Origin of the sequence: Megasphaera sp., assembly GCF_047831605.1 — a bacterium.
Taxonomy (GTDB): domain Bacteria; phylum Bacillota; class Negativicutes; order Veillonellales; family Megasphaeraceae; genus Megasphaera; species Megasphaera intestinihominis.
The window spans coordinates 346,611-360,942 of sequence record NZ_CP181255.1 but is presented as its reverse complement, the minus strand read 5'-3'; the positions used below and the strand labels follow the sequence as shown (position 1 = coordinate 360,942).

Genomic DNA, 14,332 nt, shown 5'->3' with positions numbered 1-14,332 from the left:
ACGGCGTCGGCCTTATCGGCCTGACAGGCCCTGCTGGCACCAATGGCATGAATGGTGCAGATGGCAAGCCGGGAACTTCCATCGATATCACGGTCAAGAATGGCTATGATGGAAAAACTGGAACGGATGGCAAGGATGGTGTTAAAGGTGAAAAAGGTGTGGATGGAACGAGCTTGACCCGTATTGTCTACACCGACAAGACTGGTGAACACCAGGTTGCTACTCTGGAAGATGGCCTGAAATTCAAGGGTGATAATACGACCGTTATTTCCAAGAAGCTCAACAACACCCTCGATATCATCGGTGGTGCAGACAGCAAGAACCTGACGGATAAGAACATTGGTGTCAATAACGACGGTGGCAAGCTGAAAGTCCAGTTGTCTAAGGATTTGACAGGCATGAACAGCACTACCTATACAACCACAACTGGCGAAGGAGAATCGGCAACGACTTCTACGACAGTAGTGAATGGGAATGGCCTGACAATTACGAACGGCCCAAGTATCACCAACAAAGGTGTTGATGGTGGCAACAAAGTCATCACTAATGTTGGCAGTGGCATTGAAAATGATGCAAATGGTAAATATACCGTTACAGATCAGAACAAAGGCAAGGGAGTGTAAAATAGTTTGTGTAAATCGGTATTGCATGAATCTACTTTATGCCCCATACTGGGGTAAACAAAGATAAGGACGGTAACAGAATGGCAAAGTGTAAAACTCCACCAACTACCCCAGGCGAGCAGATTGCTCAGCAAATCCTCAACAACTACGACATCAAGAGCGCGGAAGACGTACAGGACGTCCTGAAGCAGATTTTTGGCCCCATTTTTGAGTCCATGCTCAAAGGTGAGATGGAAAATCATCTCGGCCATAAGAAGCATGAGCGCTCCGAAGACGGTGACAATGTCCGGAACGGCTATTCATCCAAGACGCTCAAGACCTCTCTGGGCGAGGTTCCTATCCGCGTCCCTAGGGATCGCCAGAGTACGTTTGAACCGCAGATCATCAAGAAGCACCAGCGCGACGTTTCGTCCATCGAGGGCAAGGTACTGGCGATGTATGCCCGTGGCATGAGCCAACGCGACATCGCTGCAACCATCGAAGACATCTACGGCTTCCAGATGTCACATGAACAGATCTCCACCATCACAGGCTGCGTCATGGAAGAGGTCGAGGCATGGCGGAATCGTCCGCTCCAGTCGTTCTATCCATTTGCTTTCGTCGACTGCATCTACGTATCGCTGCGCACGGAGTATGGCGTCCAGCAGGTGGCCGTCTATGTCATGCTTGCCTATGACGTCAACGGCTGCAAGGATGTCCTTGGCCTCTGGATCAACGAGACGGAGAGCAAGCATGCCTGGATGCAGATCTTCGACGAGCTGCGGGCTCGCGGCGTTAAGGATCTTGGCATCCTGTCCATGGATGGCGTGAGCGGATTGGAGGAAGGCGCCAAGGCTGTATTCCCGCATGCCACGGTTCAGCGCTGCATCGTACACCTCATCCGCAATTCCATCCGCTACATCCCACGCAAGCAGTGGAGTGCATTCACGAAGCAGCTGAAGCTCATCTATGGTGCCATCAACGTCAAGCAGGCCCGTCAGGAATTCGAGAAGTTCAAGACCGACTGGCAGGCTTATCCAGGCGCGGTCAGCGTATGGGAAAACAATTTCTCACACGTCGAGCAGCTCTATAACTATGGCAGTGCCGTGCGCAAGATCATGTACACGACCAATGCCATCGAGAGCGTCAACTCTAGCTTCCGCAAGGTGACCAAGAAAGGCGCTTTCCCCAACGAGGATGCAGTCTTCAAGATTTTCTACCTACGCATCCAAGAGCTCTATAAAAAATGGAAGGGTCGTCACGTCGCAAACTGGGCGATGGTCCGGAACCAGCTGCTCATGGACGACAGGATGTCTCAGCTTATGCAGCAATACGATGTTGCTTATTGAATCGATTTACACAAAACTCTTGACACACCCTCTTTGGCGGTGAGATGAATTGCAGGTTTTTCTGAGGGCTCGATGCCATCAGAAAAACAATGGCTTCACAAGTTGATTTGCAGTATAATCAGTAGTAAGAGTGAAAGGATTTGGAAAGTCAAGGCAGGTGATGATAGTGAATAAGGCATACCGATACAGAATCTATCCGACAACGGAACAGAAAATTACGTTTGCCAAGACCTTTGGGTGTGTCCGATTCATCTACAACAAGATGCTGAGTGACCGCCTTGACTATTATAAGGAAACCGGCCAAAAGCTGAATAACACGCCTGCGCAGTACAAGGAAGAATTCCCTTGGTTAAAGGAAGTAGATAGTTTAGCCCTTGCCAATGCCCAAATGAACCTGAATAAGGCCTACAGCCACTTTTGGAATGACAGCAAGCATTTCGGCAAGCCGCGCTTCAAGTCAAAGAAAAATTGTCGTGCTTCGTATTCTACGAACAACCAGAAAGGCTCTGTCCGAATCGAGGGCCATAAGGTGAAACTGCCGAAAGTCGGCTGGGTGAAACTATGCCAGCATCGTCCCTTGCCGGAGAACAGTATCATAAAGACCGTGACCATCAGCAAGACGCCATCAGGAAAGTACTATATCAGTATGCTAGTGGAGTATGAAAACCAAATACTCCCTGTCATACCGAAGACCTTCCTGGGCCTGGATTTTGCGATGCACGGTTTGTATGTGGCTTCCGATGAGGCGGATGCTAAGTATCCCAGTTTCCTGCGAACGGCAGAGAAAAGATTGGCTAAGGCACAGCGAAAGCTATCCAACAAGCAAAAAGGAAGTCACAACAGAGAAAAACAAAGGCTGCGCGTAGCTATTCTCCATGAGAAAGTGGCTAATCAACGGCGGGATTTCCTGCATAAGAAGGCTCGCTATCTCACAGACCGCTATGATGTCATTGGCATTGAGGATATTAGTGTCAAAGCGATGGCAAAGCGGAAAAAGGGTGGCAAGTTCAGCTTTGGCAAATCCGTAGCCGACAATGGCTGGAATATGTTCACGAACATGCTGGAATATAAGCTGGCTTGGCAAGGCAAACAGCTTATCAAGATAGACAAGTGGTATCCAAGCAGCCAGCTGTGCCATGTTTGCGGATATCAGAACCACGAAACCAAGGATTTATCTATAAGGGAATGGAATTGCCCTAAATGTGGCAGTCACCATAACCGCGATAAGAACGCGGCCATAAATATTCGGGAAGAAGCCAGGCGAATAGCTGCCTGACGTAATCCATAAAATACCGTGGGTCGCACGGGAATCTACGCCTGTGGAGAGAGTGTAAGCCGCCGCAACTCTTTGGAGTCAGTAGCGCTGTTCTCGTTGAAGCAGGAAGCTCCCGCCTCTATAGGCGGGAGTACGTTCACAATGTATTAATATTGTAAATAAATAAGAGGGATAAGTAATCGATTGATGGCTTGAGAATGGCTTTATAACGCTTTATTTTGTCGTTTTATATGCTATAATAAAGTCACAGATTTGTTAAAACTATACTATAAAGAAAGGGACCACGCACGATGGTAGAAAACTTCGTGCGTGGTCCCCTTTTTTGTCCGCTTTTCCTCGGATTCAGATGCGGCTTCGCCGCGACAGACTCATGAAATAAACGCAGTTTGCTGGTCGCAGACCGCAAAAATAACCCCAATCGGGGCATTCGTAGGGGCCGACTTTTAACCTCTCAGACCGCCTTTGGCGGCCAGCTCCCCTATAAAGGGAGCCTTGTGCGGTCCGTTGCGAGATTTCATCACATCCTATTCGAGTATAATGGCAGGCTTTTACGAGCCACGAACCACGAGCCACGAGCCACGATTTTTTTCACGAGCCGAGGGTCACTCGAGGCGATGTTGTCAATTTGAATCTGTTGCCGCGCATTGGGGATGTACATAGGATTCACGCGGGACGCCCTTTGGGCGTCCCCTACAAATGCGACCGGCGGGGTCGTCAGGCCCCCTATTCTATTTTCTCTTTCCAACAGAGGAAGATTTCGACGGCCAGGGCGGCGAACCAGATGTTGCGGGCCAGGACATTGATGATGCAGTACCAGCCGGATTTTCCCAGGTCGTGGTAGCGCCGTATCATGTAGGAGAAGTCGACGGGGATGAGGAGCAGGGCGATGAGGCACGAGGCGATGGTGTATTCCAGGGCCTGCGGTCCGCCTTGCGAGGCCAGGTGCTGGAGCCAGATGATGAGGCAGATGGGCAGGATGCTGAGCAGGCGGAAGTGCAGGTAGCGTTTGCGGCTGACTTTGCCTTTGAAGTCTAAATGGTTGCGGATGAGTACGCGAATAGGCGCGTCTTCGGCTATGATCAAGAGAAGGACCTCCTTTAGGGATAAGGGATTTTTCTCTACTATAGCACGAAAGACGCGCCTATTTCGATAGGGACGGGTAAAGTGGCCATGGCTGTCACGAAATGCCGGAAAAGTCAAAATTCTCCGGCCGCTGCCGCTTTCTTGAGGAGCGCCACGTTGTCCGTATCATATTCGATTTGTTCCGACCAGCGGCGTACCGCTTCGGGCAGATCGCCCGTGGCGGCGGCTGTGAGGGCGATGAAGTCCGTGCTGCGTCCGGCATAGGTGGCCAGGAAGTCTGACGGGACGTCGGCAAAGGTTTCCAGCTGGCGGTAGAAGATGTAATCGTATATGCGCTGATAGCGTCCGGCCGTCCCCGTGTCCCCGGTAAGGGCTGTAGAACCAGCTGAATTCGCTGTCTGCGCCTGTAAGGCTTTCAGCTGGGACGTCCAGGCATCATCAATCGGTTCGGTACGGCCTAAGACGGCCAGGAGCCGTTCATGGTCCTTTTCAGCTGTGGCCGGTTCATACGTAAGCCCTTTGCGGGGAAGGGGATAGTCCAGCCATTTCAGCAGCTGAGCCAGGCTGCCGATGGAGCGGCCTGTTTCACTGTCGCAGAAGGTAAGCGGCCCCGTTTCGCTGAGAAGTAATTCACACGCCGCCTCACAGCAGAGGCCGACGCCACCGAGCTCGATGGCCTGGCTGCTGCCGTTTTCGACGACCTGGAAAAAACGCGGATGGAGAGCGCAGATATCGCAGAGGATATCGTCCCCGGCCTGGCGGATGAGCTGGCACAGGCCATCTGGGCGGAGAAAGGGACAGTTCCCTTCCGCCGTGAGGCAGAAATGCCAGCCGTCCGGTCCTTCGGCGATATGTTGGCGGATGGCCCCGCCTAAGGGGCCTTCGAGCTGCTGGTAGTAATCGGCCGTCACGTCGTCGATGTCGATGTCCCAGCCCCGGCAGCACGTGTGTTGGCAGGCGCTGGCTTTGCAGCGGAAACGTCCGTAGAAATCAGGAAGGATCATGATTAGAATTCATACGTCGTCCCCGGGTCGACGACCTGGACGGGGATGTTGTATTTCGTTTCCGTGAGCTTCTTGTATTCCTGAGGGTCTGCTTCGATGATCGGCCAGGTCTTGTAGTGGACGGGGATGACGAAGCGCGGCTGGACCCAGAGGGCGGCCAGGGCGGCGTCATCCATGCCCATAGTGAAGTTGTCGCCGATAGGCAGGATAGCGCAGTCGATTTGTCCGAAACGGTCGAGGATTTTCATGTCTGAGAAGAGGCCCGTATCGCCGGCATAGTAGATGCGTTTGCCGCCGAATTCGACGATAACACCGCAGGCCAGCCCTCCGGCAATGCCAGACCCGTGGAAGGCCGGGGTCAGCCGTACTTTGCCAAAGGGAAAATCCGCACTGCCGCCGACATGCATGGCATGGGCTTTACAGCCTGCTTCGCCCGCTTTGCCGGCTACTTCGGCGGTGCTGATGACCGTCGCGTCATTGGCTTTGGCAATGGCTTCGGTGTCGCCGTAGTGGTCGCCGTGGCAGTGGGTGACGATAATATACTGGCAGGCAATGTCTGTCGGACAGACCTGGGTCCAGGGATTGTCCGTAATGAACGGGTCAAAAAGAATCGTCGTCACGTCATCGGAAAGTGTGAATGCGGAATGACCGTAGTAAGTGAATTTCATGATAGCCTCTGCTCCTTAAAGACGAATTAGTCTTTTTCTGTACTGTTCAAACTCCATTTCTTCCATTCTTCGAACCAGCTCTTGACGTGTTCCTGCGGGAGGGAGCCACAGAAGGTGTTCTTCAAGGTCTTGCGGAGTTCACCTTCTTTTTCGCCCAGGGGATAGACGTCCTTGTATTCGTCATAGACGTTCCAGAAGTCGCGCATGTGCAGGTTGGCGTAGGTTTCGCCGTAAATCTTGTAGCACGTGTCGCAGAGCGTGATGAAGACGGCTTCGTCGTTGTGCTGGTTGGCATCGTCGAGGCCGCAGCAGCGTGTATACAGTTTGATTTTGCTGCCGAAGAGCTGACGCAGGTAGTCGTAGACGTCGGAAACCATCTGGGGCTGCAGCTGCAGCAGCTTACAGCCGGGAGCGAAATACATGGGGTACTGGGCAATGTTGTCAAAGTTATCCATAATAATTGACACCTCTTTCTAAAATAAACAGAAACTTTACATTTCTATTAAATAATAACTATTATTTATAAGTATATCATAAAAAGGTCGGAAACGCAATGTTCCTCTTGTACTTCCTGCATAAATCCTGTACAATATCCCTTGGAGAGTGATATAAGTATGCATATCGTAATGGTAGAGCCGGAAATCCCCGGCAATACGGGCAATGTCGCCCGTTTATGCGCAGCCAATCATATTACGCTGCATTTGGTCAAGCCCCTGGGCTTTTCCATTGATGACAAGCATTTAAAACGGGCCGGTCTCGATTACTGGTCGCTCGTCGATGTCCAGATCCATGAGAATTTTCAGGAAGTCCTGGACAAATACAAGGATCATCGCTTTTTTTATTTGACGACGAAATCGGAACAGTGTTATGCCGATATCCAATTCCAATACGATGATATGCTCGTATTCGGCAAGGAAACGAAAGGCCTTCCGGAAGACCTCCTGAAAGCCAATCCGGAACGCTGCTTCCGCGTACCGATGGTCGAACAGGCGCGCAGCCTGAATTTGTCGAATACCGTCGCTATCGTATCGTATGAAGCGATGCGCCAGCTCGGTTTCCCGGGCATGGCCAAGAGCGGCATCGGTATCAAGAATCTTTAGCATTACAGAAATGATGAGGTGTAGAACGTGGAAATTTATGATAAAGCCCATGAGTTAGAGGCAGCTATCAAGGAATGTCAGGAATATAAGGATCTCGTCGCTGCCGGTCAGAAACTGGCCAAAGACGAAAAGACCAAGCATCTGGTCCGCGATTTCCTCATGCTCCAGGCCCAGCTGGCCTATGCCCAGTCTATGGGGGACAAACCGATCCGCAAGAAGATCGACCATCTCAACCAGATGGCAGAGTTCATTAAAAACAATCAGACCGCTGTGGAATATTTGAACCATTATAATAAATGGCAGTCCATGGCTGGCGAAGTGTTCCAGATTATTCAAAATGCAATGGCAGAAGGAATGAGCATCCTTGATCAATAAATATGCACTGACGACTTTCGTCTCCGAATTAAGTATCTCCGTTCCCATGGAACGGATCCTGCTCGACGAACCGATGAGCGAACACACGACCTTTGCCGTCGGCGGTCCGGCTGACGTCCTGATCTTGCCGGAATCGGTCAAGGAAATGTCCCTGGCCATCCGGGCAGCCCGGCGGCTGGACCTGCCGGTCACCGTCCTCGGCGGCGGCTCGAACGTCCTCGTCCGCGACGGGGGTATCCGCGGCGTCGTCATCCAGCTGAACACGATGAAGAAAGTATTGGCTTGCCACGACCGGAAGATCATGGCCAGTGCCGGTTTCATGCTGAAGGACGTCTGTCAGTTCGCCCAGGAAAACAGCCTGACAGGCATCGAATTCGCCTGCGGTATCCCTGGGACCTTGGGCGGTGCCGTCTTCATGAACGCCGGGGCCTACGACGGGGAAATGAGCCACGTCGTATCGCGGGTCCGCACGGTCAACAGTACGGGCGGCGTCCATACGTATGATGCACCGAACCTGGGCTTTTCTTATCGCCAGAGCCGTTTCCAGAAATCCAAGGAATTCGTCGTCGAAGTCGAATTGACCCTGCGCAGCGGCGACCCCAAGGAAATCCAGGCCCGCATGGATGACCTCATGAACCGCCGCCGCAGCAAGCAGCCTTTGGAAATGCACAGCGCCGGCAGTACCTTCAAGCGGCCGCCGGGATACTATGCCGGGACCCTCATCGACCAGACGGGCCTCAAAGGCCTCTCCTGCGGCGATGCCCAGGTCTCGATGAAACACGCCGGCTTCGTCGTCAACACGGGGCACGCATCGGCCCGGGATGTCCTCAACGTCATCCACGAAGTCCAGAAACGCGTCGAAAAGGCTCACGGTGTCCACCTGGAACCGGAAGTCCGCATCATCGGCGAAGACTAAAAATTTAACTCCATCCACTAGTATGGAGTTTGTAGGGGCCGCCCGTGGGCGGCCCGTTAGGGATTTGGGTGATTTTTCTAGCAAACTGGCTGGGAAATCGTACATATTTTGGAGCGGGCGCCCCGCGTGGTGCCCCTACAGAAAAAGGGGCTGTCGCATTAAGCCATTTTGGCTTCGTGCGACAGCTCTTTTTTTCTTTCTTGCAATATGCGAAGGACCTAAAAGAGCGGCGAAGTGCCAACTGCGGTCTGCGAACTACCTCATATCCATATTGTTTTCTCATAGGAATCATGCTATGATGATATTAGAAAGATACGTGATACGATTTACGTTATGATACCTATTTATAGGAGAAAGCAGGGATAATTATGGATAAAAATGCTATGTGGAACAAGATGATCGGCATCATCAAGCAGGATGTGACGCCGGCGACGGGCTGTACGGAACCGATTGCCCTGGCTTATGCGGCGGCGACGGCGGCCCGGGAATTGGGCGAAGCCGTGCGCTTCGTCGATGCCCGCGTGTCGGCGAATCTGATGAAGAACGGCATGGGCGTCACCGTACCGGGCACGGGGACGCCGGGGCTCTATATTGCCGCTGCCGTCGGCGCCCTCGGCGGGGACGCCGGAGCGGGATTACAGGTCCTGAAGGCCTTGACGCCAGACGTCGTCGCCTTGGGCAAACAGTACGTCGCCGATGGTAAAGTCACTGTGTCCGTCCGGGAAGATACGCCTCATGTCCTCTATGCCGAAGCCGTCGTCTATGGCGAAAACCACCGCGTCCGCGTCGTCATCACCGACGACCATACGAACATCGTCTTCGTGGAAAAGGATGGCCAGGTCCTCTTGGACCAGCGGACGGAAGCGGGGAGCGGGGAAGACCCGAAAATCGCTTTTCTCCATACGCTGACCCTGGCGGATATCGTCGATTTTGCCGAACACGTGCCGCTGGCCGACATCGCCTTCCTGCAGGAGGCGGAACGGCTCAACGACCAGCTGTCGCAGGAGGGCCTGACGGGGAAATATGGCCTGAAGATCGGCTATACCTTGCAGCAGATGGTCGATAAAGACTTATTGTCCGATGATTTGTCCCATCGCATCCAGATCCGCACGGTCGCCGCTTCCGATGCCCGTATGGGCGGGGCGGCTTTCCCGGCTATGACCAATTCCGGTTCCGGCAATCAGGGCATCGCCGCGACAGAACCCGTGACGGTCGTCGCCGATTCGCTCGGTGTCACGCCGGAACGGCGGCTGCGGGCGCTGGCCTTGTCCAGCATGGTCGCCATTTATGCCCACGGCTATCTGCCGAAATTATCGGCTTTCTGTGCTACCGTCACGGCTTCCATGGGGGCGGCTGCCGGCATGGCCTGGCTGCTGGCCGAAAAGGACCCGCTGCAGGTCATCGAAAAGGCCCTGGCCACCATGTCCGGGTCCATCGTCGGCATGGTCTGCGACGGCGCGGCCAACAGCTGTTCCATGAAGGTGTCGGCGTCGGTCCATGCGGCCTATGAAGCGGTCCTCCTGGCCCTCAATGACGTGCGCGTCCAGGGTACGGACGGCTTAGTGGCCAATGCAGCCGAAGAATGTCTGAAGAACGTCGGCCTCCTGGCTTCCCGCGGGATGCAGCAGACAGACGATGAAATCTTAAAGATCATGCTCCAGAAGAATAAAGCTTAGGCAGAAACTATCTGATATTTTACCGCCTGTTGACAATAAATTCAGCAGGCGGCTTTGCATTTCTGAGCAATCCATGCTATACTAACCTAGTTATATACAATCTAATATTTGTTAATGAGAGAGAGGACATTAGATGGAACGCAAAGATATTCGTAATATTGCAATTATTGCCCACGTCGACCATGGCAAAACGACACTGGTCGATGCCATGCTCAAACAGAGCCATGTTTTCCGTTCTAACGAAAAAGTCGAAGAACGTGTCATGGACTCTGGGGATATTGAACGTGAACGCGGCATTACAATCTTGTCCAAAAATACATCTGTCATGCACGAAGGCGTCAAGATCAACATCGTCGACACCCCGGGGCATGCTGACTTCGGCGGCGAAGTAGAACGTGTACTGAACATGGTAGACGGCGTACTGCTCCTCGTCGATGCTTTTGAAGGCCCGATGCCGCAGACGAAATACGTTCTGCGCAAGGCTTTGGAACAGAAATTGAAACCGATCGTCGTCATCAACAAGATCGACAAACCCGGTGCCCGTGTCGCTGAAGTCGAAGACGAAGTACTCGAATTGTTCATGGAACTCGACGCTACGGACGAACAGCTCGATTTCCCTGTCGTCTATGCAAACGGCCGTGACGGCATTGCTAAATACTCCATGGATGACGACAGCGACAACCTCGAACCGTTGTTCAAGACCATCATCAAATACTGCCCGTGCCCGAAAGGCGACGCTGAAGGCCCGCTGCAGTTCATGGTCACGACCTTGGACTACGATGATTATGTCGGTAAAATCGCTATCGGCCGTATTGTCCGCGGCAAGATGCATCCGAACCAGGCTGTCGTCGTCACTGACGGCGAAAGCCAGCGCAAAGCTAAGATTGGCCGCGTCTATACCTATGAAGGCCTGAAACGTGTCGAACAGGATGAAGCCGCTATGGGCGAAATCGCCTGCATCGTCGGCATCCCGGACCTCAAGATCGGCGAAACCGTTACGGACCCGCAGAACCCGGAAGCTTTGCCGAAAATCAACATCGACGAACCGACGCTGTCCATGATTTTCTACGTCAACGACAGCCCCTTTGCCGGCCAGGAAGGGGAATACGTCACCAGCCGTCACCTTCGCGACCGCCTGTTCCGCGAAGTCCAGACCAACGTATCCCTGCGCGTCGAAGAAACCGACAGTGCCGATGCCTTCAAAGTATCGGGCCGTGGCGAACTCCACATCGCTGTCCTCATCGAAGAAATGCGCCGTCAGGGTTATGAACTCCAGATCGGCAAACCGAGCGTCATCACCAAGGAAATCAACGGCCAGAAATGCGAACCGCTGGAAGCCCTCACCATCGACGTTCCGCCTGAATTCATGGGCGCTGTCATGGAAAAACTCGGTACCCGTAAAGCCGAAATGGTCAACATGACCGATATTTCCGGCTACACCCGCCTGGAATTCATCATTCCGGCCCGCGGCCTCATCGGCTTCCGCAGCGAATTCCTCACCGCTACCAAGGGCAATGGCATCATGTACCACGTCTTCCACGGCTATGCTCCCTGGAAAGGCGAAATCCCGGGCCGTACCCGCGGCAGCTTAGTTGCCTTTGAATCGGGCACGACGACAAGCTATGGCATCTTCAACTTGCAGGACCGCGGCACGATGTTCATCAAACCGGGTGAAGAAATCTATCTTGGCCAGGTCGTCGGCGAAAGCAACCGCGACGTCGACATCGACGTCAACCCGTGCAAGAAGAAACACTTGACCAACACCCGTTCCTCCGCATCGGACGAAGCACTCCGCCTCACGCCGCCGCAGGAAATGGGCTTGGAAAAATCTCTGGAATGGATCAACGACGACGAACTCGTAGAAGTTACGCCGAAGAGCATCCGTATCCGTAAAGCCATCCTCGACAAACACGATCGTAAAAAAGCAATGCGCCGTGCGCAGCAGTAAGCTTTTTACTAAAAACTATAAACTGCAAACTTAATACTCAAAAAGAGGGCCTGTCGCACGTAATCGTGCACAGGCTCTTTTTCTGTATGCAAAAATATCATAGCTTTATGGTCATTTTTCAGGGACTGTTTGCTCGGACTCAGAAGCGGCTTTGCCGTAATAGACTCTGAAAATCAGGCGCAGGAGCGCCCAAAGGCTCCCCTTCATAGGAGAGCTGGCCGCCAACGGCGGTCTGAGGGGTTCTTCGGAAGAGGTTGGCATCGGCCACCTGGCCCCTGGCGGGTTCGCGTGCTCCACTCCTCTTGCCGAGAGTGCCATTTGCTGGCGTGCTGAAACTCGCTGCGCTCAAACAAAGCAGCACGCCGGACGCAAATAGCACGCACGGCATCCGGCACGGCCTACCCGGACCGTGCCGGACCGAGGACGTTCCCGCAATGTCACCCACCAGGGGCCAGGTAGCCGTATCCATTAGGGCTGAACAAAAAATCTGAAAAAAACAAATCCGGCTGTCTTCATGCGACAGCCTCTTTTTTTGATGCTTGAATAGTAAATACTTCGTCAGTTGTGATATACTTATTTATAGTAAGTTAATATCACTTATAGTGAGTAAGAATGTATGTAAGGAGATGAATGTCATGAATTTATCTAATACTGCCAAAGTAATCAAGGAATCTGAGACAAGAAAACTTCTTACCAGCAAAGGAAATCAAGAAATAAAAGAAAAAATCCGTAAGGCCTCTCATCTCATGTTTCAACGCAATGAAAAAGCCTATAGGGACTTAGAAAATCGATGAAACACGAGCAAATATTGATAGAAATTATCCTAGAAGATGTACTTGTTATAGAAAAAACGCACTGATAAGTTCCATGAATGGCTTATCAGTGCGCTTTTGATTTGGCGGAGCGGGTGGGATTCGAACCCACGAGACCTTTCGGCCTAACTGATTTCGAGTCAGCCCCGTTATGACCACTTCGATACCGCTCCATAAGGTACTTTGCTAGTATAGCATGGTATGCGCTATCCGTCAAGTTTTTTTGCATATTTATTTTTGACAGTTGGTTTACAAAGAAAATGTTGACTTAGAGTGTACTTCAGGTGGTACAATGAAAGTATCTTATTGTTAGGTGGTAAAAATATGGAAAAAGCCAAGGTATATTTCACGGACTTCCGCTGCCGTCCGGGGAAAAATAATTTACAGAAACTGCAGAAGCTCTGCAAGAAGGCTGGTATTGAAAATATCAATTTTGAAGGAAAATTCGTCGCCATCAAGATGCATTTTGGGGAATTAGGCTGTCTGGCTTCGCTGCGCCCGCAGTACGTCAAAGCCGTGGCCGATTTGGTCAAGGAATTAGGCGGCCGGCCGTTCCTGACGGACTGCAATACGCTCTATCCGGGCAGTCGTAAGCACGCTTTGGAACACATGGATTGTGCCAACCTCAACGGTTATAATACGGTCACTACGGGCTGTCAGATCATCATCGGCGACGGCCTGCGCGGCACCGATGAAATCGAAGTGCCGGTCAAGAACGGCGAATACGTCGAAAAAGCGAAAATCGGCCGGGCCATCATGGATGCCGACGTTTTCATCAGCCTGGCTCACTTCAAGGGCCATGAAATGACGGGCTTTGGCGGCGCCATCAAGAATATCGGCATGGGTTGCGGCAGCCGCGCCGGCAAGATGGAACAGCATTCGTCGGGCAAACCGAAAGTTGACGAAAGCAAGTGCAAGAACTGTCATCGCTGCGCTCAGGAATGCGGTTCTGACGCCATCACTTATGAAGATAACGTCGCCCACATCCACGAAGACTTGTGCAAAGGCTGCGGCCGCTGCATCGGCGCCTGTGCTTTTGATGCCATTCAGACTGTCGAATGGGATGCCAATGAAAAACTGGACCGCAAGATGGCCGAATACGCCCAGGCCGTCTGCCAGGACCGCCCGTGCTTCCACATCAACCTGGTCATGGACATTTCGCCGAACTGCGACTGCCATGCCGAAAACGATGCACCTATCCTGCCGGACATCGGCATGTTCGCTTCCTTCGACCCGGTCGCTCTCGACCAGGCTTGTGCCGATGCCTGCATGAAAGCCGCTCCTATGCCCAACAGCCAGTTGTCGGATAACCTGGCTAAACCCGATTGGCAGCACCATCACGATCACTTCCTCGACAGCAATCCTAATGTCGACTGGAAGACGACCCTGGAACACGCTGAAAAAATCGGCTTAGGCACACGGGAATACGAACTCGTCCGCGTCCGCTGATTAAAGCTAACTACTAAAGTTTGAGTTAAAATCTATGATTACTATTATAGCAAGTATATTGCTATAGTGTAATT

The 14,332-nt window shown here is 52.4% G+C and carries 14 protein-coding genes and 1 tRNA gene; 10 read left to right on the top strand and 5 right to left on the bottom strand.

The annotated features are described in order from the left end of the window. The first annotated feature begins 47 nt into the window (after positions 1-47). The 3 genes from ACFWUB_RS01785 (at position 48) to ACFWUB_RS01775 (ending at position 3,227) form a co-directional block, all read left to right on the top strand. The gene (locus ACFWUB_RS01785; RefSeq protein WP_416184098.1) at positions 48-623 is read left to right on the top strand and encodes a hypothetical protein; all 576 of its coding nucleotides are present in this window, start codon (positions 48-50) and stop codon (positions 621-623) included. An 80-nt stretch (positions 624-703) separates the two neighbouring features. Next, positions 704-1,951, top strand: coding sequence for an IS256 family transposase (locus ACFWUB_RS01780; protein WP_020311933.1), 1,248 nt, complete (start codon positions 704-706; stop codon positions 1,949-1,951). A gap of 160 nt (positions 1,952-2,111) precedes the next feature. Continuing rightward, the gene (locus ACFWUB_RS01775) at positions 2,112-3,227 is read left to right on the top strand and encodes an RNA-guided endonuclease TnpB family protein (protein WP_416184097.1); all 1,116 of its coding nucleotides are present in this window, start codon (positions 2,112-2,114) and stop codon (positions 3,225-3,227) included. A 723-nt stretch (positions 3,228-3,950) separates the two neighbouring features. Here ACFWUB_RS01775 and ACFWUB_RS01770 read toward each other — a convergent pair. From ACFWUB_RS01770 to ACFWUB_RS01755, 4 genes are all read right to left on the bottom strand, one after another. Beyond that, positions 3,951-4,310, bottom strand: coding sequence for a DUF805 domain-containing protein (locus tag ACFWUB_RS01770; protein WP_292299000.1), 360 nt, complete (start codon positions 4,308-4,310; stop codon positions 3,951-3,953). Between the two features lie 113 nt (positions 4,311-4,423). Further along, positions 4,424-5,314, bottom strand: a complete 891-nt coding sequence (fliB, locus tag ACFWUB_RS01765; protein WP_416184096.1) for a flagellin lysine-N-methylase — start codon at positions 5,312-5,314, stop codon at positions 4,424-4,426. A 2-nt stretch (positions 5,315-5,316) separates the two neighbouring features. After that, positions 5,317-5,982: a metal-dependent hydrolase gene (locus ACFWUB_RS01760; protein ID WP_292108050.1), complete on the bottom strand. Its 666-nt coding sequence runs from the start codon at positions 5,980-5,982 to the stop codon at positions 5,317-5,319. Positions 5,983-6,008: 26 nt separating this feature from the next. After that, a complete protein-coding gene (locus tag ACFWUB_RS01755) occupies positions 6,009-6,437 on the bottom strand; it encodes a hypothetical protein (protein ID WP_020311218.1) in 429 nt (142 codons plus the stop codon). Positions 6,438-6,596: 159 nt separating this feature from the next. Between ACFWUB_RS01755 and trmL the strand changes: the two genes are divergently transcribed. The 6 genes from trmL to ACFWUB_RS01725 all read left to right on the top strand — a co-directional run bounded on the left by trmL (position 6,597) and on the right by ACFWUB_RS01725 (position 12,791). Next, positions 6,597-7,082, top strand: coding sequence for a tRNA (uridine(34)/cytosine(34)/5-carboxymethylaminomethyluridine(34)-2'-O)-methyltransferase TrmL (trmL, locus tag ACFWUB_RS01750; protein ID WP_014016444.1), 486 nt, complete (start codon positions 6,597-6,599; stop codon positions 7,080-7,082). A 27-nt stretch (positions 7,083-7,109) separates the two neighbouring features. Then, on the top strand, positions 7,110-7,457 hold the full coding sequence (locus ACFWUB_RS01745; RefSeq protein ID WP_370856665.1) for a YlbF family regulator: 348 nt from the start codon (positions 7,110-7,112) through the stop codon (positions 7,455-7,457). Then, positions 7,447-8,373 (top strand): UDP-N-acetylmuramate dehydrogenase, encoded by a 927-nt coding sequence (gene murB / locus ACFWUB_RS01740; RefSeq protein ID WP_370856664.1) that lies wholly within the window; start codon positions 7,447-7,449, stop codon positions 8,371-8,373. Before ACFWUB_RS01745 ends, murB begins: the two co-directional genes overlap by 11 nt. Positions 8,374-8,741: 368 nt before the next feature. Further along, positions 8,742-10,049 (top strand): serine dehydratase subunit alpha family protein, encoded by a 1,308-nt coding sequence (locus tag ACFWUB_RS01735; protein WP_292105716.1) that lies wholly within the window; start codon positions 8,742-8,744, stop codon positions 10,047-10,049. A 133-nt stretch (positions 10,050-10,182) separates the two neighbouring features. After that, the gene (gene typA / locus ACFWUB_RS01730) at positions 10,183-11,997 is read left to right on the top strand and encodes a translational GTPase TypA (RefSeq protein WP_302681499.1); all 1,815 of its coding nucleotides are present in this window, start codon (positions 10,183-10,185) and stop codon (positions 11,995-11,997) included. A 635-nt stretch (positions 11,998-12,632) separates the two neighbouring features. After that, positions 12,633-12,791 carry a hypothetical protein gene (locus tag ACFWUB_RS01725; RefSeq protein ID WP_020311224.1) on the top strand — a complete coding sequence of 53 codons (159 nt, stop codon included), beginning with the start codon at positions 12,633-12,635 and terminating at the stop codon, positions 12,789-12,791. A gap of 102 nt (positions 12,792-12,893) precedes the next feature. On the opposite strand, the gene ACFWUB_RS01720 is transcribed toward ACFWUB_RS01725, so the two are convergent. Continuing rightward, positions 12,894-12,982, bottom strand: a tRNA-Ser gene (locus ACFWUB_RS01720). A gap of 151 nt (positions 12,983-13,133) precedes the next feature. Between ACFWUB_RS01720 and ACFWUB_RS01715 the strand changes: the two genes are divergently transcribed. After that, complete coding sequence (locus ACFWUB_RS01715) at positions 13,134-14,258, top strand: DUF362 domain-containing protein (RefSeq protein WP_020311225.1); 1,125 nt, start codon at positions 13,134-13,136, stop codon at positions 14,256-14,258. Positions 14,259-14,332 lie beyond the last annotated feature (74 nt).

What these genes read in the sequence shown, in the direction of transcription:
- ACFWUB_RS01785 (WP_416184098.1), top strand. Translation starts at nt 48, where the DNA reads ATGAATGGTGCAGATGGCAAGCCGGGAACTTCCATCGATATCACGGTC.
- ACFWUB_RS01780 (WP_020311933.1), top strand. Translation starts at nt 704, where the DNA reads ATGGCAAAGTGTAAAACTCCACCAACTACCCCAGGCGAGCAGATTGCT.
- ACFWUB_RS01775 (WP_416184097.1), top strand. Translation starts at nt 2,112, where the DNA reads ATGATAGTGAATAAGGCATACCGATACAGAATCTATCCGACAACGGAA.
- fliB (WP_416184096.1), bottom strand. Translation starts at nt 5,314, where the DNA reads ATGATCCTTCCTGATTTCTACGGACGTTTCCGCTGCAAAGCCAGCGCC.
- ACFWUB_RS01760 (WP_292108050.1), bottom strand. Translation starts at nt 5,982, where the DNA reads ATGAAATTCACTTACTACGGTCATTCCGCATTCACACTTTCCGATGAC.
- ACFWUB_RS01755 (WP_020311218.1), bottom strand. Translation starts at nt 6,437, where the DNA reads ATGGATAACTTTGACAACATTGCCCAGTACCCCATGTATTTCGCTCCC.
- trmL (WP_014016444.1), top strand. Translation starts at nt 6,597, where the DNA reads ATGCATATCGTAATGGTAGAGCCGGAAATCCCCGGCAATACGGGCAAT.
- ACFWUB_RS01735 (WP_292105716.1), top strand. Translation starts at nt 8,742, where the DNA reads ATGGATAAAAATGCTATGTGGAACAAGATGATCGGCATCATCAAGCAG.
- typA (WP_302681499.1), top strand. Translation starts at nt 10,183, where the DNA reads ATGGAACGCAAAGATATTCGTAATATTGCAATTATTGCCCACGTCGAC.
- ACFWUB_RS01725 (WP_020311224.1), top strand. Translation starts at nt 12,633, where the DNA reads ATGAATTTATCTAATACTGCCAAAGTAATCAAGGAATCTGAGACAAGA.
- ACFWUB_RS01715 (WP_020311225.1), top strand. Translation starts at nt 13,134, where the DNA reads ATGGAAAAAGCCAAGGTATATTTCACGGACTTCCGCTGCCGTCCGGGG.